An 18,797-nucleotide genomic window follows, 5' to 3' on the forward strand; every position below is an offset into this window, starting at 1 on the left:
CAGCAGGCCATAGGTGAGCTCCGGTGAGATCGGCAGGCGCGCGGAGAGATATTCCGGAAAACGGGTGTGATAGCTCGTGGTGAAGGGCCGCCCCTCAGTCAAACATACATGACGCGCGGCGAGGCCGATGGGCCCTTCGGTCGCGATGTGCAGATGGGTCGCATCGGCACGCTCGATCAAACGCCGCACATGCCGGGGCAGCGACGCCGACAGGCGAATTTCCGGATAGGTCGGCATCGGGAAGGAGCGAAAATGTTGCGGCGTCAGAAACATCACCTCGGCGCCGAATTGCGGCGCCAGCTCGGCCATGTATTCGAGAGACCGCACGACCCCGTTGACCTGCGGGCGCCACGCGTCCGTGGCAATGAGCACGCGCATTACGCGGCCACCGGTGCGTGGATTTCGCGCCGCCGTCTCGCTGCCGTGTCGGCCCACCGCACCATTTCGAGCGCGCCATCGTAATGTTCGACGATGGCGGTGCAGGATTCGACCCAGTCGCCCGTGTTGACATAGGCAATTCCGTCCAGATCGCGCATGGTCGCGTGGTGGATGTGACCGCACACGACCCCGTCCGCTTGATGGCGCTTCGCCTCGGCGGCGAGCAACTCCTCGAAACGTCCGATGTAATTGACGGCGTTCTTCACACGCAGCTTTGCCCAGGACGACAAGGACCAATAAGTGAGACCGAGCTTGCGCCGCACGATGTTCAGATGGGTGTTGACGAAAAGAGCCGCCGAATACGCGCCGTCACCGAGAAGCGCCAGCCACCGGGCATGGCGGACCACGAGATCGAACTGGTCACCGTGGATTACCAGATAAACCTTGCCGTCGGCCGCCTCGTGAAGCGCGAAATCCGCAAGCTCGATTCCGCCCAGATTCATCCCCAGGAAGTCACGCAGGAACTCGTCGTGGTTTCCGGCGATATAGACGACGCGCGCGCCCTTGCGGACCTTCCGCAACAGCTTTTGCACCACGTCGTTATGAGATTGCGGCCAGTACCAACCCGTTTTGAGGCGCCACCCATCGACGATGTCGCCCACCAGATAGATCGTGTCGGCGTCGTAATGCCTGAGGAATTCCAGGAGCTGCACCGCTTGGCAGCCTTTCGTGCCGAGGTGCAGGTCGGACAGAAAGAGAGTGCGGATGCGAATTGCCTGACTCATGAGACAGCCTCCGGTCTGAATGTGGTCAGGCAGAGCAGATTCGTGTCTCAGGGCTGTGACCGGGCCTTTGCAAATTTGTGACGCCGTCACATCGATTTCGACAAAATACGACATCGCCTCCCGGATTGGCCTTCACGTGGCGTCTGCCCCGTGGTTGTCTGCGGGTCCTCTCCCCCTACCGACTCAGAGTCCGTTGAACCCACTTCTCGGGATTTTCCTCAAAATACTGTCCGCTCTCGTCTTCACCGCCATGTCCGCCGTGTTGAAGACGCTGACGACGCGCTATCCGATCGGCGAGGTCGTCTTTTTCCGCTCGGCTTTCGCGCTGATCCCGCTTCTCGCGTGGCTCGCCTGGCAGCGCGCGCTCATCAACTCGGTGCGCACCCACAACATCGTCGGACACTTCAAACGCGGATTCATCGGCACGGCGGGGATGTATCTGGGATTTTCGGCGCTTTCGTTTCTGCCCCTCCCCGATGCCATCGCCATCGGCTACGCGTCTCCGCTCATCGTGGTGGTGCTCGCGGCGCTCGTGCTCAAGGAAAAGGTGCGCGCCTATCGCTGGACTGCCGTGGGCATCGGTTTTATCGGCGTCCTGATCATGCTCTCGCCCTATCTCTCGCCGGGGATGTTTGCCGGTGGTCTGACGTCGGGCCCGACGCTCGGCGCGGCGGCGGCGCTGGCCGGCGCCTGTTGCTCGGCCGGCGCCATGATCCAGGTCCGGCGACTGACCGCCACGGAGAAGACCGGCGCCATCGTGTTCTATTTCTTCATCCTCGCGTCGGGCCTGTCGCTCCTGACCCTGCCCTTCGGATGGCGCCTGCCGGACCGCCCCGACCTGCTCCTCTTCATCCTTGGCGGCACGTTCGGCGGGGTGGGGCAGATCCTGCTGACGGAGAGCTACCGTCACGCCGACACATCGATCATCGCTCCGTTCGAATACACGAGCATGATCTGGGCGCTTCTCATCGGATGGACGATGTTCGGGGACCTGCCGGCCCTGACGGTGATCGTCGGCGGCCTGATCGTCGCCGCCTCCGGGCTCCTGATCGTCTGGCGCGAGCGAAAGCTTGGCCTGCAGCGCGCCAAGGAACTGGCGGCTGCCTCGGCGAAATCCTCCGGATAGGCGCAATCCATGCCTTAGTCCGGTGCTTGACCCCGGCCCCTCCTTACCCCAAAACCTTTTTGTGGAACGATCGTTCGTTCTTTCAGGACACAGGACGGCTGGACATGGGCGTAGAAGGCAAAGAGCGGCACCGGGAACTGGACGCCGGCGCACAGGTCTTGTCCGGCCATATGGGCAAGACGATCCAGCGGCTGCGCAAGGCCTACAACCTTTCCCTGTCCGAACTCGCCGAGCAATCCGGCGTTGCAAAATCGATCATCAGCCAGATCGAGCGCAACGAGACCAACCCGACGCTGGCAACGATCTGGCGCCTGTCCCAGGCGCTTGACGTCTCGATCGAGCGGGTCCTGGCCTCGAGCGACGAGGAGCCCTTTATCGAGAAATCCTCCCGCGCCGATACGCCGAACCTCTTGTCGGAAGACGGCAAGGTGCGCCTTGCCATCATCGGCTGGATCAAGACCATCGAATGGTTGCAATGGTACGACGTGCAGGCCGAGCCGGGCGGCGTCCTCGATTCCGATCCGCACCAGCGCGGCTCGGTGGAATGCCTCTCCGTGCTCGACGGCGAGTTCGAGGTCGAGGTCGGCGACGTGGTGCAGCGGGCGAAAGCCGGCGAAACCCTGCGCTATCGCTGCGACCGCCGCCATACGGTCAGGTGCGTGGGCCCGGGTCCCGGACGCGCAACGATGGTCTGCATTCTCAAAGCCGCCGTGATGGACTGATCCGTCCGTCGGAAGCTGTCAGGGCTTCTTGTAGGCGTCCAGTGGCGGCAGCGACAGGATGTACTCGGCCATGGCGGCGCGATCCGCCTCCGACAGCTGAGCGGTGTTGCGAACCACATCCGCCATCGGTCCGCCCACGGTGTCGAAATTCGGCGTGTCGCCGGTCTTCAGGAGCGTCACGACTTCCTCCTTCGTCCAGCCGCCGATGCCCGACGGGCTCGGGGTGATGTTGGGAACGACACCCTTCCCTTCCGGGTGGGGGCCGCCCGCGAAACGGCGATCCGGGATGATGGCGCCGGCGAAATTACGCTCGCTGTGGCACTCCGCGCAATGACCCGGTCCATTCACCAGATATGCGCCGCGATTCCAGCTCGCCGATTTCGAGGGATCCGGCATGAAGAGCTTGCCGTCGAGGAACGCCAGATCCCAGAGGCCGATGCCGCGACGAACCGTGAAAGGAAACTTCAGTTCGTGATCGCGCACGCGCCCTTCGACCGGCGGCAGCGTCATGATGAACGCGTGGAGATCGGTGAGATCCGCCGGCGACATGCGCTGGTAGGATGCATACGGAAAGGCCGGGTAGAGATGGGTTTCGCCGGGCCCGATCCCCTCGCGCATGGCGCGAACGAAATCCTTCACGCGCCATGCTCCGATTCCATCCTGCTTATGGGGTGAAATGTTGGGGACGTGAAACGTCCCGAAGGGGGTGGCGAGCGCGAGACCGCCGCCGAGTTTCAGCTTGTCGCTTTGCCCGGGAACCGCATGGCAGGATGCGCAGCCGCCAGCGTAGAACAAGGTCTTGCCGTTGTCGGAGTTGCCAGCGCGACTGGGAAAGCCCTCAGGAACCCGCACAGTCTCAGAGTCGCTGCGAATCCAGCGATAGACAGTGGGAGACGTCAATGCGTAAAAGCCCGCCGCGCCAAGCAGCAGCAGGCCGACGAGCGAAAGCAGCGCTTTACGCATTCCCGCACCCCTCAATGTGATGACGGGCGGCGCAATGCCGCCCGCGATTCAACGCCCCGCCGATCAGCTCTTGCGGTAGGTCTTGTGGCATGTCCCGCAATTCTGCAGGACATTCGGCACCTGAGCTTTGAAGGAGGCCTCGTCCGTGACACTGGCCAGAGCCTTCTGCGAGGCCGAATCGAGGGAGGCAAAAAGCTTCTCGAACTCGGCCTTGTTCTCCCACACTGTCGGCAGCGCCTCGGTTTTTGCCGCAGTCTTGGTGCTTTCCGGAAATAGCGGCGGCAATTTCTTCGCAGTCTCCGACACCGTCTTCAGGGCGGCCTGCGCCTGCGCCAGATCGAACGGTGTCTGACCCCGCAGCATCCCGGCAATCGTTTTCGATTGCGCGCCGAACTGCTTCATCAAATCCTGCCGCTGCTCGACGACGTTGCTCTGGGCAATGGCCGCGGTCAGGCCAAGCGTCATCAAGCCGATGACGATAATCGCACGCTTCATGTAATCCCCCTGTCCGCGGCAGGCTCGAATGCCTGCCTTGCAATGCGGATGGTCCAAGTAAGGCACATATTCCGCAGGTTTCGCAGCCCGGCCGGAAACAAATATCCGTGAGCCACAGTGAAATTCGCGGTCGATTACTCGATCGGCTCGCCGGCCTCGGCCCAATCCTTGAATCCGCCCTTGTAATGTTCCCGCAGATCCACGCCCGCCGCCTGCGCAAGCTCCGCCGCCCGCACTGACCGGACACCGGAGCGGCAGGACAGGACGACGCGCTTGCCGGTGGGAATCGAGCCGGGCTCGAACGCCGACAGGGGATACGAGACGGCGCCGGGAATATGCCCCTCGGCGAATTCGTGGGGCTCGCGCACATCCACGATGAGCATCGAACCGTCGCTCAAACCCCGCTTGATGGCGTCGCGGTCGAGATCGACGAGGTTCGGTTTACTGGCGGTCATGACTGATTCCTCCGTGCGGTGGCTCTCGGATGTAGAGCGCCGCGCGGAGGACGGCAATCGTCGGATCAGGCGCTTGGCGGGATGCGCAGGACCCAGCCCGGCTGGATCATGTCGGGATTTTTGACGGGAGGTGAGTTGGCCTTGACGATTTCCGTATATTTGGCGCCCTGTCCCTTGCCGTAATGCTTCTCCGCGATCGCCCAGAGCGTGTCGCCCTTCACGACGGTGTACATCACCGATTCCGACGCGGGCTTCTGGATCTTGAGGCCGGTGGTATCCACCTCGGCGACGCCGTACGTGTTTCCGAGAGCCAGAATGATCTTCTCGGCCTCTTCCTGCGTGACGGCGTCTCCCGACAGCTTGACCTTGTCGCCGGTGACTTCGATGCCCAGTTTGTCGGCGTTGAAGCCGTGACCCTTGACCTCTTCCTTCAGCTTGTCCGCTGTGGCCGCCTGTGCGCTGCCGCCGAAAATCTTGGCGCCCGCTTCCTTGATGAAACTGAACAGACCCATGGAAAATCTCCCCTCTCAGCTTAGCCGTTGCGGCCAAGCTGAGAGCAAGACTCCTTGAACCGCCCTCGGGTTCCGTTCAGGCAAGCGATGACCGGGCGTCGGCAAGGGAAGGCAGGCGGTCTTTCAGGCGCAGCAAGGCTATGCGGGCGATCTGCTCGAGTGCGGTCCGGAATTCGGTATCCTGGTCGTGATCCAGCCGTTCCTCGAAAGCCTTCAGGATCTCCTCCTTGGAGCCACCCTTCACGGCCATGATGAAGGGAAAGCCGAACTTCTGCCGGTAGGCGTCGTTGAGCGCGAGAAACCCATTGCGTTCCGATTCCGTCAACGCGTCGAGCCCGGCGGAGGATTGTTCGCCCCTTGAATCCTCGGTCAACTCGGCGAGTTTCAGCCGCCCGGCGAGATCCGGATGCGCGTTGATGAGGGCGAGCTTCTCGTCCCGGCCCGCATTCTCGAGGACCGCCAGCAGGGCTGCGTGCAGGCCTTCCGCCGTGTTCTGCGCCGGCGACAAACCGCCCTCATGGGCCTTCGCGGCGATCCACGGCGAATGCTCGAAGATGTCGCCGTAAAGCGCGACGAAGACAGCCCGGCTCAGCGTGCTCGGCTGCAATTCGCGCGGGCGGTGATGGGTGAGCCAATGGCGCGCGATATCGATGCGCCGCGCCACCCAGACCCGCTCGTGGGAGCCGATGTAGTCGAGGAACCTTGCCAGCGCGGCGGCGCGACCCGGGCGTCCGACAAGCCGGCAATGCAGGCCCACCGACATCATCTTCGGAGCGGTCTCCCCTTCGGCGTAGAGCGTATCGAACGTGTCTTTCAGATAGGCATAGAACTGGTCGCCCGAATTGAAGCCCTGGGGCGTCCCGAAGCGCATGTCGTTGGCATCGAGGGAATAGGGCACCACAAGCTGCGTGCCCTCCCAATAGGGGAGCTCGTCCGCATACGAATCCGCCGTGTAGAGAAAACCGCCCTCCTCCGCCACCAACGCATTGGTGTGCCCGGATGTCCGCCCGGTATACCAGCCGGTCGGACGCTCGCCCGTGACCGCCTCGTGGATCCGGATCGCCTCGTTGAGATGCGCGCGCTCCTCGGCGACTCCGAAATCCTTGTAGTCGATCCATTTCAGGCCATGGCTGGCGATCTCCCATCCGGCCTCCTTCATGGCCGTCACGGCGTCCGGGTTGCGCTGAAGGGCGGTGGCGACACCGAAGACCGTCACCGGCAGGTTGCGCTCGGTGAACATCCGCCAGAGCCGCCAGAACCCCACGCGCGAACCGTATTCGTAGATCGATTCCATGCTCATGTGGCGCTGGCCCGGCCACGGGGCGGCACCCACCATCTCGGACAGGAACGCCTCGGAGGCCCGGTCCCCGTGCAGGATGTTGTTCTCACCCCCCTCTTCATAATTCACCACCAGCTGGACGCAGATCCGGGCGTCGCCGGGCCAGCGGGGATGAGGAGGATTGCGGCCGTAGCCGATGAGGTCGCGCGGATAGGATGTCTCGCTCATGGGTCAGCTGCCCCGATAGGTGGAATAGCTCCACGGCGTCACGAGGAGCGGCACATGGTAATGCCCATCGGGCTCGGCGATCGAGAACCGGACCGGCACGAGATCGAGGAAGGACGGTTCGGCCGCGGCCTCGGTGCTGCGGAAGTAGGGTCCCACGTGAAAGACCAGCTCGTAGGTGCCCGTATGAAAGGTGTCGCCGCTCAGCAGCGGCGCATCGGTGCGTCCGTCGGCATTGGTGCGGGCCGTCGTGACCCGGCGCCGCGTCTTGCCCTCGATGGCGAAGAGTTCGATTTCGACCCCGCTCGCCGGGCGGCCCAGCACATTGTCGAGGACGTGGGTTGATAGCCGGCCCATGGATGCTCCTTGGGAACGCCAATATCGGCGTCCGTGGCCATTCTACCGGAATGGCTTCCTGTTGAAAAAGCCCGAAAGCGGACCTTTCGCAAATGCTCGGGCCGCCTTAGGCTGCCGGCCCCTGCCCGCGTCAAGTGATTGCATGATCGACCCGCAAATTTCCGAATGGATCAGCCAGCTCTTACGCTGGGTTCATGTGATTACCGCGATTGCGTGGATCGGCTCCTCCTTCTATTTCATCCACCTCGATCTCAGCCTGAAGAAACGCGATGGACTGCCGACCGGCGTCGGCGGCGAGGCCTGGCAGGTCCATGGCGGCGGCTTCTACAACATGCGCAAATATCTGATCGCGCCTCCGGAACTGCCCAAGGACCTGACCTGGTTCAAGTGGGAGAGCTACAGTACCTGGATCACGGGCTTCTTCCTGCTGGTCTGGGTCTATTATCTCCGGGCCGATCTCTACACGATCGACCCCGCCATTCGCGTTCTCGCCCCTTGGCAGGCCGGCACCCTCGGGGTCGGCGCGCTGGTTTTGAGCTGGCTCGTCTATGAGGGGCTGTGCCGCTCGCCCGTCGGCCGGAACCCGGTTCTCCTCGGCGGCGTGCTGTTCGTCTATATTCTCGCCGCCGCCTATGCGTTCACGCATCTGTTCAGCGGGCGCGCGGCGTTTCTGCACACGGGGGCGATGATCGCCACATGGATGTCGGCAAGCGTCTTCTTCGTCATCATCCCCAATCAGAAAAAGGTCGTGGCGACGCTGCTGGCTGGAGGGATTCCCGATCCCGCCCTGGGCCTTCAGGCCAAGCAGCGCTCGACGCACAACAACTACCTGACGCTGCCTGTCATCTTCCTGATGCTGTCGAACCATTATCCGCTGGCGTGGTCGTCCCGTTATGCGGTCGGCATCATCGCCATGATCCTGATCGCCGGCGCGCTCATCCGCCATTTCTTCAACGCGCAGCACGCAGGGAAGAAAACACCCTGGTGGACATGGCTCGTGGCGGGCTATTGCGTGGCTGTCGCCATATGGCTGTCGATCATCGGCAAGCCCGGCTACGTCAACCAGGCCGAGGTACAAACCGGCGCAACCCCCGCATCCGTCGCGTCCTCCTTCGACGACGCGGTTCTGGTGATCCAGTCACGCTGTTCCATGTGCCACGCCGCGGAACCGTCCTGGGATGGGATCCCGGGTGCGCCCAAAGGCGTGTATCTGGACACCCCAGAAGCGATTGCACGGCAGGCGGAGATCATCCGGGTCCAAAGCGTGTTGACCCATGCGATGCCGCCCAACAACATCACCGAAATGACGGTGGATGAGCGCAAGGCCGTGGCCACATGGCTGGCGCAAAAGGACGCTATCCTGCGCTGAAGGCGCCGGCGATCGACAACGAAACAAACCACCAAAGGAGACAGGCGTGTCGGAACTCACCCTGGAAGTCGCTCAGACCATTGCTACCGCCGCGCTGAAGACCGCTCGCGAGAAGTCGTTCAAGCCGCTCTCGGTCGTGGTCTATGACCAGCGCGGCGCCATCAAGGCGCTCATGTCGGAAGATGGCACCAGCCTGAAACGGGCGGAGATCGCCATGGGCAAAGCCTATGGGGCGCTGGCCATGGGAGTGGGATCCCGCGCGCTCCACAAGATGGCGACGGACCGCCCGTATTTCGTCGCCGCCGCCACCCACGCGGTGGGCGGGCAACTGGTCCCCGTTCCCGGCGGCGTGCTGATCAAGGACGGTCAGGGCAAGATTCTGGGTGCCGTCGGAATTTCGGGCGACACGTCCGACAACGACGAGATCGCGGCGGCTGCCGGTATTGGGGCAGCAGGACTGACCTTTGATGCCGGCGCATAGGCCGGCACCGGAGGTCAAAACGTTGTTTTATAAGGGTTTTTAATACCCCTAGACAGAGGCCCCGGTTTGCTCAACAAATGAGATAAGGTCACCGAAAAGCGGTGACCGACATTTATCGGAACGATCAAGAACACGCCAAAGAGAAGGGAACGCGTCACATGTCATGGTTCAAACGCATGGCTCTCGCGACCGTCGCCACCGCCGCCCTCATGGGAACGGCGTCTGCCGAAGTGGTCTATAACCGGGCCAATTCCGGCGAGCCCGAAACGCTCGACACGCACAAGACCTCCACCGTCCAGGAAGCCCATATCCTGCGCGACATGCTCGAAGGTCTCGTGACCTACAATGCGAAGGGCGAGGCCGTCCCCGGCCAAGCCGAGAAGTGGGAAATCAGCGACGACGGCAAGACCTATCGCTTCACCCTCCGCGACGGCGTCAAATGGTCGAACGGAGACCCGGTGAAGGCCTCCGACTTCGTCTATTCATACCGCCGCATCATGGATCCGGCGACGGGCGCGAAATACGCCAACATCCTGTACCCCATCGCGGGCTCGGAAAAGGCCAACAAGGGCCAGGGCAAGATCGAGGATATCGGCGTCAAGGCGATCGACGACAAGACCCTCGAAATCCGCCTCGAACAGGCGACCCCCTACTTCCTCGAACTCCTGACCCACCAGACCAGCCTTCCCGTGCATCAGGCCTCGGTCGAGAAGTTCGGCAAGGATTTCGTCAAGCCCGGCAACATGGTGACGAACGGCGCCTACAAGCTCGCCGAATTCGTTCCGAACTCGCACATCAAGCTCGTCAAGAACGAGAATTATTACGGTGCCAAGGACGTCAAGATCGACACCGTGAACTACTTCCCCAACTCGGATTTCTCCGCGATGGTGCGGCGCTACGAGGCGGGCGAGCTCGACACCACGGACGATCTGCCCGCCGACCAGATGAAATCCCTGAAGGAACGCTTCAAGGATCAGGTCAAGCTCGGGCCGTGGCTCGGCACCTGGTATCTCGTGGTCAACTCGTCGAAGGCCCCGTTCAACGATGTGCGCGTGCGTCAGGCACTCGCGACCGGGCTTGATCGCGAATTCATCGCCGAGCAGATCTGGGGCCAGACGATGCAGCCCGGCTATTCCTTCATGCCGCCCGGCGTCGGCAATGCGGGCGAGCCGGCCTACATGGACAGCAAGGACCTCTCGCCGATCGATCGCGAAGACAAGGCGAAGGCGATGCTGAAGGAAGCAGGCTTCGGCCCCGGCAAGCCGCTGAAGGTCGAGATCCGCTACAACACCACCGACAACAACCGCAACACGGTGATCGCGGTGGCGGAACAATGGAAGCAGCTCGGCGTCGAGACGACCTTCGTCAACACCGACGGCAAGACGCACTTCGCGCATCTGCGGGATGGCGGCGATTTCGACATCGCGCGCTATGGATGGATTGCCGATTTCTCGGATCCGGAGGGGTTCCTGTTCCTGCTCAGGAGCGACAATAAGGGATTCAATTACGGCAAGTACAACAACCCGGAATTCGACGGTCTGCTGAAACAGGCCTCGACGGAGCTCGATCTCAAGAAGCGCGCCGAGATCATGCACAAGGCCGAGGCGATCCTGATGAAGGACATGCCGTGGATCCCCGTGATGTACTACGGCAAGAGCCACCTGATCTCGCCGAAGATCCAGGGCTTCTTGCAGAACACCCGTGGCGTCTATCCGACGCGGTTCTTGTCGAAGACCCAGTAAGCACTGGCAATCGGGGGCGGCCGGCAGACCCGGACCGCCCCCAATTTTTTAACTTTGACACAGCAGGAGGAGCCTCGTGCTCTCCTTCATCATCCGCCGGTTCATGTCGGCCATCCCGACGCTGCTGATCATCGTCACGATCTCGTTCTTCCTGATCCGCCTCGCGCCCGGCGGACCTTTCGACCTCGAACGCCCGCTCGAGGCCAAGGTGATGGAAAACCTCAACCGCATCTACCAGCTCGACAAGCCGCTGATCCAGCAATACTGGCTCTATCTGACATCCGTCGCGCAGGGTGATTTCGGTCCGTCGTTCTTCCTGCGCGATTTCTCGGTTGCCGAGTTGTTTGCGCGCGGCCTGCCAGTGTCGATGACGCTCGGCGCGCTCGCCCTGTCTTTTGCGATCATCATCGGGGGCACGCTCGGCTCCATCGCCGCCATGCGACAGAACAGCGGCGTCGACTATCTCGTGACAGGGCTTGGCGCGCTCGGGCTGACCATCCCGAATTTCGTCGTGGCCCCCGTCTTTCAGATCGTCTTCGGTCTAACGCTCGCGTGGCTGCCCGTCGGCGGCTGGGCCAACGGCTCGGTGCGAAACCTGATTCTGCCTGTCACGGTGCTGGCGCTGCCGCAGATCGCCGTGATCTCGCGCATGACCCGCGCGGCGATGATCGAGAACCTGCGCTCGAACCATATCCGGACGCTGCGCTCGCTCGGCCTGCCGCTGCATGTGATCGTCCAACACGCCTTGCGCGGCGCGGCCCTGCCGGTGGTCTCCTATCTCGGTCCGGCGGCCGCCGCGCTTCTCACCGGCTCGGTCGTGGTCGAGACGATCTTCGGCCTGCCGGGAATCGGCCGCTATTTCGTCGAAGGGGCGCTCAATCGCGACTACACCCTCGTCATGGGCACCGTCGTGGTCATCGCCGTGTTCGTGCTTCTCTTCAACCTCGTGGTCGATATCCTCTATGCGCTCATCGATCCGCGCATTCGTTACGATTGAGATGTGCCATGGCTGAAGGCGCCGTCATCCCCACCGAACTCATCACCGGCCCCGTCGTCGGCCGTTCTCTCTGGGCGGAAGCCCGCGTGCGCCTGGTGCGGAACAGGGCCGCCCTCATCAGCATCGTGGTGCTCGGCATCGTCGCCCTCGCCTGCATCTTCGGACCATTCGTGACCGGGCATCCGTTCGATCGCGTGTATCCCGACTATGTGCGGGCGCCTGCGAGCCTGTCCGCCTACCCGACCGCCCAACAGGTCGAGCCCGCCATCGAACGCATCGGCGCGCGCATCCGCGCAAAGGCCGAAAATCTGCAGATCGGCTACGATTCGATCCGCATGAATCTCGTGAGCCCGCGGCCCATCGACGAGCGGTTGCTCGCCTATTTCGAACGCTCCGACCTGTTTGGAACAGCGAAAGTGGCGGAGCGTCTCGACGAGGGCCGGACGCTGGTGGTCGATGTGCCGGTCAAGCGCACCTATTTCCTGTTCGGCACCGATGCGAACGGGCGCGACCTCCTCACGCGCACCATGAAGGCGGGCCAGATCTCGCTGGCCATCGGCCTGCTTGCCACCTTCGTGTCGATCCTCATCGGCGTCGTCTACGGTGCGACCTCCGGCTATCTCGGCGGTCGTGTCGACCTGATCATGATGCGCATCGTGGACGTGCTGTATTCGCTGCCGTTCATCTTCTTCGTCATCATGCTGGTGGTGTTCTTCGGGCGTAATTTCATCCTCATGTTCATCGCCGTCGGCGCGGTCGAATGGCTCGACATGGCGCGCATCGTGCGCGGCCAGACCCTGTCGATCAAACGACAGGAATACGTCCAGGCCGCCGAAGCGCTCGGGGTCGAAACCCGCGGCATCATCCGGCGTCACGTGATCCCCAACACCCTCGGACCCGTCGTGGTCTACATGACGTTGCTGGTGCCGAAGGTGATCCTGCTGGAAAGCTTCCTGTCCTTCCTCGGTCTGGGCGTCCAGGAGCCTGCGACAAGCCTCGGCGTGCTGATTTCCGAGGGCGCCAAGAATATCCAGGGCGCCACGTGGATGCTGCTCTATCCCTCATTGACGCTCGTCACCATCCTGTTCTGTCTCAACTTCATCGGCGACGGGCTGCGGGACGCTCTCGATCCGAAGGATCGCTGACATGGCCGAACCCGTTCTGACGGTCCGCAATCTCAACGTCCGGTTCCGCACCGGCGACGGCATCCTGCATGCGGTCAAGGGCATCGACATCGATGTGGCGGCGGGCGAGACCGTCGCCATCGTGGGCGAGTCGGGCTCGGGCAAGAGCCAGACCATGATGTCCGTCATGGGCCTTCTCGCTTCGAACGGCTGGGCCGAAGGCTCGGTGAAATACCGCGGCGAAGAGCTTGTCGGTCTCTCACCCGGCAAGCTCAACGATTATCGCGGCTCGAAGCTCACCATGATCTTCCAGGAGCCGATGACGTCGCTCGATCCGCTCTACAGGATCGGCGACCAGATCGCGTTGCCGCTCACCGCCCATGGCGGCATGAGCAAGGCAAAGGCGCGCGAGCGCGCGATAGAGCTTCTCGAACTCGTGCGCATTCCCGAACCGACGCGGCGGATCGATTCCTACCCGCACGAAATGTCCGGCGGACAGCGCCAGCGCGTGATGATCGCCATGGCGCTCGCCAACAATCCCGATGTGCTGATCGCCGACGAGCCGACGACGGCGCTCGACGTGACGGTCCAGGCGCAGATCCTCGAGCTGCTCGCCGACCTGCAGAAGCGCCTCGGCATGTCGATCGTCTTCATCACCCACGATCTGGGCATCGTGCGCCGCTTCGCCGACCGAACCTACGTGATGAAGCGCGGCGAGGTGGTGGAAAGCGGCGACACGAACGACATCTTCACGGCGCCAAAGCACGCCTATACGCGGATGTTGATCGACGCGGAGCCGACCGGTCGCAAAGAAGCGGTGGCGGCGGGGTCGCCGACGGTGATCGACGCGAAAGACATCAAGGTGACGTTCGGGCTGAAAAAAGGCTTCCTCGGCAAGGCGGGGCATGTGCTCCATGCGGTGGATGGCGTCAGCCTGTCGGTGCGCCAGGGCGAGACCGTCGGGGTCGTCGGCGAATCCGGCTCGGGCAAATCCACGCTCGGTCGCGCGATCCTGCGCCTGCTTCCAGCCAGCGGCACGGTGCGGTTCGAGGACCGGGAGCTGATGCCCCTGGACCGGGCCGGCATGCGGCCCTTGCGCCGGCATCTGCAACTGGTGTTCCAGGACCCCTTCGGATCGCTCTCTCCCCGCATGACGGCCGGCGAGATCGTCACCGAAGGCCTGCTGGTTCACGAACCCCGGATTACCCGCAAGGAGCGCGACCGCCGTGCCGCGCAGGCCTTCGAGGAAGTGCGGCTCGATCCGGCCTGGCGCAACCGCTTTCCGCACGAATTTTCGGGCGGCCAGCGCCAGCGCATCGCGATCGCACGGGCGATGATCCTGCATCCGAAGCTCGTCGTGCTCGACGAGCCAACCTCCGCCCTCGACCGTTCGGTGCAGAAGGAGATTGTCGATCTGCTGCGCGATCTGCAGACGGCCCATGGCCTCGCCTATGTGTTCATCAGCCACGACCTCGCGGTCGTACGCGTGCTCTCGGACGAGATCATGGTGATGAAGAGCGGCAAGGTGGTGGAGCGCGGCAACGCCGAGGCGATCTTCGACAACCCGACGCAAAGCTACACGCAGGACCTGATTGCCGCCGCGTTCCTGCGCGGGCTGGAGGACGTCAAGACCGGCGCCTCCGCGACGCCGCTGGCTTCATGAACGCCGTCGCAGCCCGATGAGCGTGGTGATCCGCCTCGCTTCACCCGAGGACCGTCCCGCCATCGAGGCGATCGTCGGGCGCGCGTATGATCCCTATATCGCGCGGATCGGACGGAAACCCGGGCCGCTGCTCGACGATTACGGCGCGCTGATTCATGATCACAAGGTGCATGTCCTCCTGGCCGAGGATACCATTCGGGGCTTCGTCGTCCTCATCCCCGAGGCAGACGCGATGCTGCTCGACAACGTGGCGGTCGATCCCGACGCGCAAGGACGCGGATACGGACGCATATTGCTGGATTTCGCCGAACGCACCGCCCGCGCCAAAGGCTTTGACTCGATCAGGCTCTACACCAACGAGGCGATGAGCGAGAACATCGCGTTGTATTCCCGCATCGGTTTCGTCGAAACGCATCGCGCGGAAGAGAAGGGGCTTCGCCGGGTCTACATGGCGAAGCGGATCGGCTAGACGAAGGGCTCCTTGATGCCCTCTTCCCGCAACGCCTCCTGCACGGCAGGACGTGCCAGAACCCGTTCCGCGAAGGCCCCGAGATTGGGGATCGTCCGCGGCGGCCGCGGCATTCCGCGGCCCCACCGGATGAGCACGAACAACAACAGGTCCGCGGTTGAGAACGTGTCGCCGAGCAACCATGGGCGATCGCCGAGTTGTCTGGCAATCACGTCGAACATCGCGTTGAGCCGTTTCTCGGCGGCATTCTTGACGCTGGCGACCGCTTCGTCGTCCATCGTGTGCTCGCGCGGATAGAACCAGGCGCGAAACTCAGCCTGCGGCGTGTTGGTCAGGTGCACCATCCACTTGTAGTATTCGCTCCGTTCCGGCGTACCGAGGGCGGGAGCAAGCTTCGCATCCGGGTACCTGTCGGCGAGATGCATCGCAATGGCGGCCGTCTCGAACAAAACCTGGCCGCCATCGACCAGGACCGGGATGCGCCCGCTGGGATTGAGTTTGAGATATTCGGGGCTCTGCTGGGCATTCTGGGTTCGGTCCACGAGTCGAAGCTCGAACGGCACACCGATCTCCCGCAGGATCATGTGCGGCACCAGGCTGGCATTGCCAGGATAATAATAGAGCGCGATCATCGGCCGGGCCTCGTTCGAATTTCCGTTCCGATCCTTGCTAGGGCGATCGCGGCCCGCCGTAAAGACGGGTTGCCTGTTGTCCGACCTTCCTTTTGCGGCGCTCCGCCCTATCGTCATAACAACAGCAGAGGGGGCACCAATGGCCAACAAGATAAAGGACTTGATCGACGCGTTGCGGGTCAAGCCGGGCGACAAGGTGAAACTGAAGGCCAAAGACGCGCGCGGCGAAGGCCTGTTTCCGGACGAACAGGAGACGAGGGCCGCGACGGCCGCTTTGGCGGAAGACATCAATGCGCTGCAAGATCGCCTCTATGCCGAACGCAAGCGCGCCGTCCTGGTGGTGCTCCAGGGCATGGACACGTCGGGCAAGGACGGCACCGTGCGGGACGTCTTCAACGCCACCGGTCCGATCGGCATTGAAGTTCACGCCTTCGGCCGGCCGTCGGAACTGGAACTGGCGCATGATTACCTGTGGCGGGTCCATGCCGTCTGCCCACGCCGGGGAATGATCGGCATTTTCAACCGCTCGCATTACGAAGATGTGCTGGTTCCGAAGGCCCACGATCTTCTGCCGAAATCGGAAATCGAGAAGCGCTACGACCACATCAACGATCTCGAACGCATGCTCACCGATAACGGCACGGCCGTGCTGAAATTCATGCTGCATATCTCGGCCAAGAAACAGGCCGAAAGCCTGCAGGAACGGTTGGACGATCCAAAGAAGCGCTGGAAGTTCAACCCCGGCGATCTCGAAGACCGCAAGCGCTGGGACGCTTTCGAAGACGCGTACGAAACCATGCTCGAAAAGTGCTCCACCAAGGCTGCTCCGTGGTATGTGATTCCGGCGGACCGGAAATGGGTTCGAAATGCCGCCGTCGGCCATGTCGTGAAGGCGACCCTGGAGGAAATGGACCCCCAATATCCGGCCCCGGCGTGGAAGCCATCGGATTTCCAGGTCGTCTGAGCCTGCGCAACGCCCGGAACGGGCGCGCAGGGACTTGCGGAGAATGCTCTTGAGCGCGACAATACTCTCATGAAAAGCATCCTTGTTCCGATCGAAGATCACGGCGTCATCGAATCCGCCCTCGAAACGGCCTTTCTCCTTGGCCAGAGCTTCGGCTCATACATCGAAGGCCTTGCCATCACGCCGGATTACCCGGTGGTGCTGCCGGTCGACATCGCGATCGGGGTGCCCTCCCCGATCACGCCGGAGAACCGGCAGGAGATGGCGACCGCCTGCCACGAGCGCTTCGACGCGTTCATGACCCGCAAGTGTGTGTCGGCCTCGACGAGCAGCCTCTCCGGACTAAGCTACGGCTGGCGGCAGGAAGGCTTGAGCGAAGACGCATTCATGGGGGCTTATGGTCGGGTTTTCGACGTGACGGTGCTGGGACGTCCCGACGGAGCCAGCGGTCATGCGCGGCTTTCCACCGTGGAAGCAGCCCTGTTCGAAACCGGACGCCCGGTGCTGATCGCCCCCCCTACGGCCCCGAAGACGCTCGGCAAGACTATCGTGATCGCCTGGAACCGCAGCACCGAGACGGCGCGCGCGGTGCTGGGCTCGATGCCACTGCTTGCCAAGGCCAACCGCGTCGTCGTGCTGGAGCTGGAAAACTGGGGCGTGCCAGGCCCATCGGGCTCGGAGCTCGTGCGGTCGCTGGCGATGCACGGCATACCGGCCGAAGCGCTCATCGGCAGCGATCCCGCCAACCGTCCCGGCGAACGAATCCTTGGCGAAAGCGCCGCGCTGGGCTGCGATCTTTTGGTGAAGGGCGCCTATACTCAGAGCCGCCTGCGCCAGATGTTCTTTGGCGGCGCCACCAGCCATATCCTCGGCAACACCACGATGCCCGTCCTGATGGCTCATTGAAACCGGGCGGCATCGGGGGACAACTCCCGACGCCCCATGGACGGAGGGTCGCCGCACGCGCATGCACCATATCGTTTGCCGCGATTGAGTCGTTTCATGTCCCCCGTCGCCAGTTCAAGGCCCGACCCGTTTAGCCATCCCGCGGCTCCCCGCTTCGCGGGCCGTCAGCCATGAGCGCTGCCGGCGCAACCCGTCCGCAAATAGTGCGATCAGGCGCGCTTTTCGGCATCGGCCTGATGCTGCTCGGTATCTTTCTGTTCGCGGTGAACGACGTGATGGGCAAATGGCTCGTTGCGACCTATTCGGTCGGCCAGGTGCTGTTGCTGCGCAGCGTCGCCGCGCTCGTCGTCCTTCTGCCCATCATGCGCAGGCAGAAAACTCCGCTGGCGATCCCGCCCCGTCCGGGGCTGCACACGATCCGCATCGTGCTCTCGACCCTCGAGGTCGCCTGCTTTTACGCGGCCGTCACCTATCTGCCGCTCGCTGACGTCATGACCTATTATCTCGCGGCGCCAATCTATGTGGCGGCTTTCGCGGTCTTCCTGCTGGGGGAGAAACTGGATTGGCCACGCATCCTCGCCATCGCGGTCGGTTTCGTCGGCGTGCTGGTGGCGCTGAGGCCCTCGCCCGCAACTCTCACTCTGCCGGCTCTGATCGCGCTCGCCGGAAGCCTGTTCTACGCCTTGTTGATGATCACCACGCGCCAGCTGCGCGAGACACCGGACGGAACGCTTGTCCTCGGCCAGATCGCAGGCGCGCTCGTGTTCGGCGCGGTCACGGCGCCGTTCGCCTGGGTTCAACCCTCGGCCCTGGAGCTCGCGGCCCTCTTTCTCCTCGGGATCGTGTCCATGGCCGGACATGCCTGCGTGAACCGCTCGCTCAAACTCGCACCCGCCTCCATCGTGGCGCCCTACCAATACACGCTCATCATCTGGGCGATCGTTCTCGGGTATCTGGCGTTCGGCGACATCGTGCAATTCTGGACATTGGTCGGCGCGGGAATCATTTGCGCCGCCGGCCTGGTTCTTCTCTTTCTGGAGCGAAGCGCCGCGCGCCGCGGACGTGTCGCGCAGGATATCGAAAAGCCGATACTCCCCGAAGCCTGAGGCCGCCTCGGAGCCGACAGCCGACATCGTTCTGCCCAAGACTTGCG

21 protein-coding genes are annotated in these 18,797 nt (G+C 63.1%); 12 read left to right on the forward strand and 9 right to left on the reverse strand.

Features of this window, described 5'->3' with window-relative positions; all coding sequences use genetic code 11:
- Window positions 1-378, reverse strand: a 378-nt coding sequence (locus AC1DVM_RS03870; RefSeq protein ID WP_477252178.1) for a glycosyltransferase, incomplete at its 3' end; no start/stop codon positions are given.
- The gene (locus AC1DVM_RS03875; protein WP_477252180.1) at window positions 378-1,163 is read right to left on the reverse strand and encodes a UDP-2,3-diacylglucosamine diphosphatase; all 786 of its coding nucleotides are present in this window, start codon (window positions 1,161-1,163) and stop codon (window positions 378-380) included. The genes AC1DVM_RS03875 and AC1DVM_RS03870, both read right to left, overlap by 1 nt.
- Window positions 1,164-1,356: 193 nt before the next feature.
- Here AC1DVM_RS03875 and AC1DVM_RS03880 point away from each other — a divergent pair, with 193 nt between their 5' ends.
- Complete coding sequence (locus AC1DVM_RS03880) at window positions 1,357-2,289, forward strand: DMT family transporter (protein ID WP_477252181.1); 933 nt, start codon at window positions 1,357-1,359, stop codon at window positions 2,287-2,289.
- A gap of 104 nt (window positions 2,290-2,393) precedes the next feature.
- Window positions 2,394-3,011: a helix-turn-helix domain-containing protein gene (locus AC1DVM_RS03885; RefSeq protein ID WP_477252183.1), complete on the forward strand. Its 618-nt coding sequence runs from the start codon at window positions 2,394-2,396 to the stop codon at window positions 3,009-3,011.
- 18 nt (window positions 3,012-3,029) lie between these two features.
- Here AC1DVM_RS03885 and AC1DVM_RS03890 read toward each other — a convergent pair whose 3' ends face one another.
- The 6 genes from AC1DVM_RS03890 to uraH all read right to left on the reverse strand — a co-directional run bounded on the left by AC1DVM_RS03890 (window position 3,030) and on the right by uraH (window position 7,297).
- A complete protein-coding gene (locus tag AC1DVM_RS03890; RefSeq protein ID WP_477252185.1) occupies window positions 3,030-3,974 on the reverse strand; it encodes a c-type cytochrome in 945 nt (314 codons plus the stop codon).
- 63 nt (window positions 3,975-4,037) lie between these two features.
- A complete protein-coding gene (locus tag AC1DVM_RS03895; RefSeq protein ID WP_477252187.1) occupies window positions 4,038-4,469 on the reverse strand; it encodes a c-type cytochrome in 432 nt (143 codons plus the stop codon).
- Between the two features lie 134 nt (window positions 4,470-4,603).
- Window positions 4,604-4,924 (reverse strand): rhodanese-like domain-containing protein, encoded by a 321-nt coding sequence (locus tag AC1DVM_RS03900; protein ID WP_477252188.1) that lies wholly within the window; start codon window positions 4,922-4,924, stop codon window positions 4,604-4,606.
- A gap of 65 nt (window positions 4,925-4,989) precedes the next feature.
- The gene (lysM, locus tag AC1DVM_RS03905; RefSeq protein WP_477252190.1) at window positions 4,990-5,436 is read right to left on the reverse strand and encodes a peptidoglycan-binding protein LysM; all 447 of its coding nucleotides are present in this window, start codon (window positions 5,434-5,436) and stop codon (window positions 4,990-4,992) included.
- A 76-nt stretch (window positions 5,437-5,512) separates the two neighbouring features.
- Entirely contained in the window at window positions 5,513-6,943 is a 1,431-nt protein-coding gene (puuE, locus tag AC1DVM_RS03910; RefSeq protein ID WP_477252192.1) for an allantoinase PuuE, read from the reverse strand.
- A gap of 3 nt (window positions 6,944-6,946) precedes the next feature.
- Complete coding sequence (gene uraH, locus AC1DVM_RS03915) at window positions 6,947-7,297, reverse strand: hydroxyisourate hydrolase (protein WP_477252194.1); 351 nt, start codon at window positions 7,295-7,297, stop codon at window positions 6,947-6,949.
- 142 nt (window positions 7,298-7,439) lie between these two features.
- Between uraH and AC1DVM_RS03920 the strand changes: the two genes are divergently transcribed.
- The 7 genes from AC1DVM_RS03920 to AC1DVM_RS03950 all read left to right on the forward strand — a co-directional run bounded on the left by AC1DVM_RS03920 (window position 7,440) and on the right by AC1DVM_RS03950 (window position 15,142).
- Complete coding sequence (locus AC1DVM_RS03920; RefSeq protein WP_477252195.1) at window positions 7,440-8,666, forward strand: urate hydroxylase PuuD; 1,227 nt, start codon at window positions 7,440-7,442, stop codon at window positions 8,664-8,666.
- Window positions 8,667-8,712: 46 nt separating this feature from the next.
- Window positions 8,713-9,147: a GlcG/HbpS family heme-binding protein gene (locus AC1DVM_RS03925; RefSeq protein WP_477252197.1), complete on the forward strand. Its 435-nt coding sequence runs from the start codon at window positions 8,713-8,715 to the stop codon at window positions 9,145-9,147.
- A gap of 158 nt (window positions 9,148-9,305) precedes the next feature.
- On the forward strand, window positions 9,306-10,889 hold the full coding sequence (locus AC1DVM_RS03930) for a peptide ABC transporter substrate-binding protein (RefSeq protein ID WP_477252199.1): 1,584 nt from the start codon (window positions 9,306-9,308) through the stop codon (window positions 10,887-10,889).
- 76 nt (window positions 10,890-10,965) lie between these two features.
- Entirely contained in the window at window positions 10,966-11,886 is a 921-nt protein-coding gene (oppB, locus tag AC1DVM_RS03935; RefSeq protein WP_477252201.1) for an oligopeptide ABC transporter permease OppB, read from the forward strand.
- A gap of 8 nt (window positions 11,887-11,894) precedes the next feature.
- Window positions 11,895-13,031: an ABC transporter permease subunit gene (locus tag AC1DVM_RS03940; RefSeq protein WP_477252203.1), complete on the forward strand. Its 1,137-nt coding sequence runs from the start codon at window positions 11,895-11,897 to the stop codon at window positions 13,029-13,031.
- A gap of 1 nt (window position 13,032) precedes the next feature.
- A complete protein-coding gene (locus AC1DVM_RS03945; protein WP_477252204.1) occupies window positions 13,033-14,673 on the forward strand; it encodes an ABC transporter ATP-binding protein in 1,641 nt (546 codons plus the stop codon).
- 16 nt (window positions 14,674-14,689) lie between these two features.
- On the forward strand, window positions 14,690-15,142 hold the full coding sequence (locus AC1DVM_RS03950) for a GNAT family N-acetyltransferase (RefSeq protein ID WP_477252205.1): 453 nt from the start codon (window positions 14,690-14,692) through the stop codon (window positions 15,140-15,142).
- On the opposite strand, the gene AC1DVM_RS03955 is transcribed toward AC1DVM_RS03950, so the two are convergent.
- The gene (locus AC1DVM_RS03955; protein WP_477252207.1) at window positions 15,139-15,774 is read right to left on the reverse strand and encodes a glutathione S-transferase family protein; all 636 of its coding nucleotides are present in this window, start codon (window positions 15,772-15,774) and stop codon (window positions 15,139-15,141) included. The two genes, AC1DVM_RS03950 and AC1DVM_RS03955, sit on opposite strands and share 4 nt — an antisense overlap.
- 139 nt (window positions 15,775-15,913) lie before the next feature.
- Between AC1DVM_RS03955 and AC1DVM_RS03960 the strand changes: the two genes are divergently transcribed.
- From AC1DVM_RS03960 to AC1DVM_RS03970, 3 genes are all read left to right on the forward strand, one after another.
- On the forward strand, window positions 15,914-16,738 hold the full coding sequence (locus AC1DVM_RS03960) for a PPK2 family polyphosphate kinase (RefSeq protein WP_477252209.1): 825 nt from the start codon (window positions 15,914-15,916) through the stop codon (window positions 16,736-16,738).
- A gap of 69 nt (window positions 16,739-16,807) precedes the next feature.
- Entirely contained in the window at window positions 16,808-17,644 is an 837-nt protein-coding gene (locus AC1DVM_RS03965; protein WP_477252210.1) for a universal stress protein, read from the forward strand.
- A 170-nt stretch (window positions 17,645-17,814) separates the two neighbouring features.
- Window positions 17,815-18,750: a DMT family transporter gene (locus AC1DVM_RS03970; protein ID WP_477252212.1), complete on the forward strand. Its 936-nt coding sequence runs from the start codon at window positions 17,815-17,817 to the stop codon at window positions 18,748-18,750.
- The last annotated feature ends 47 nt before the right edge of the window (window positions 18,751-18,797 follow it).

Source organism: Microvirga sp. P4_A5, assembly GCF_056402495.1.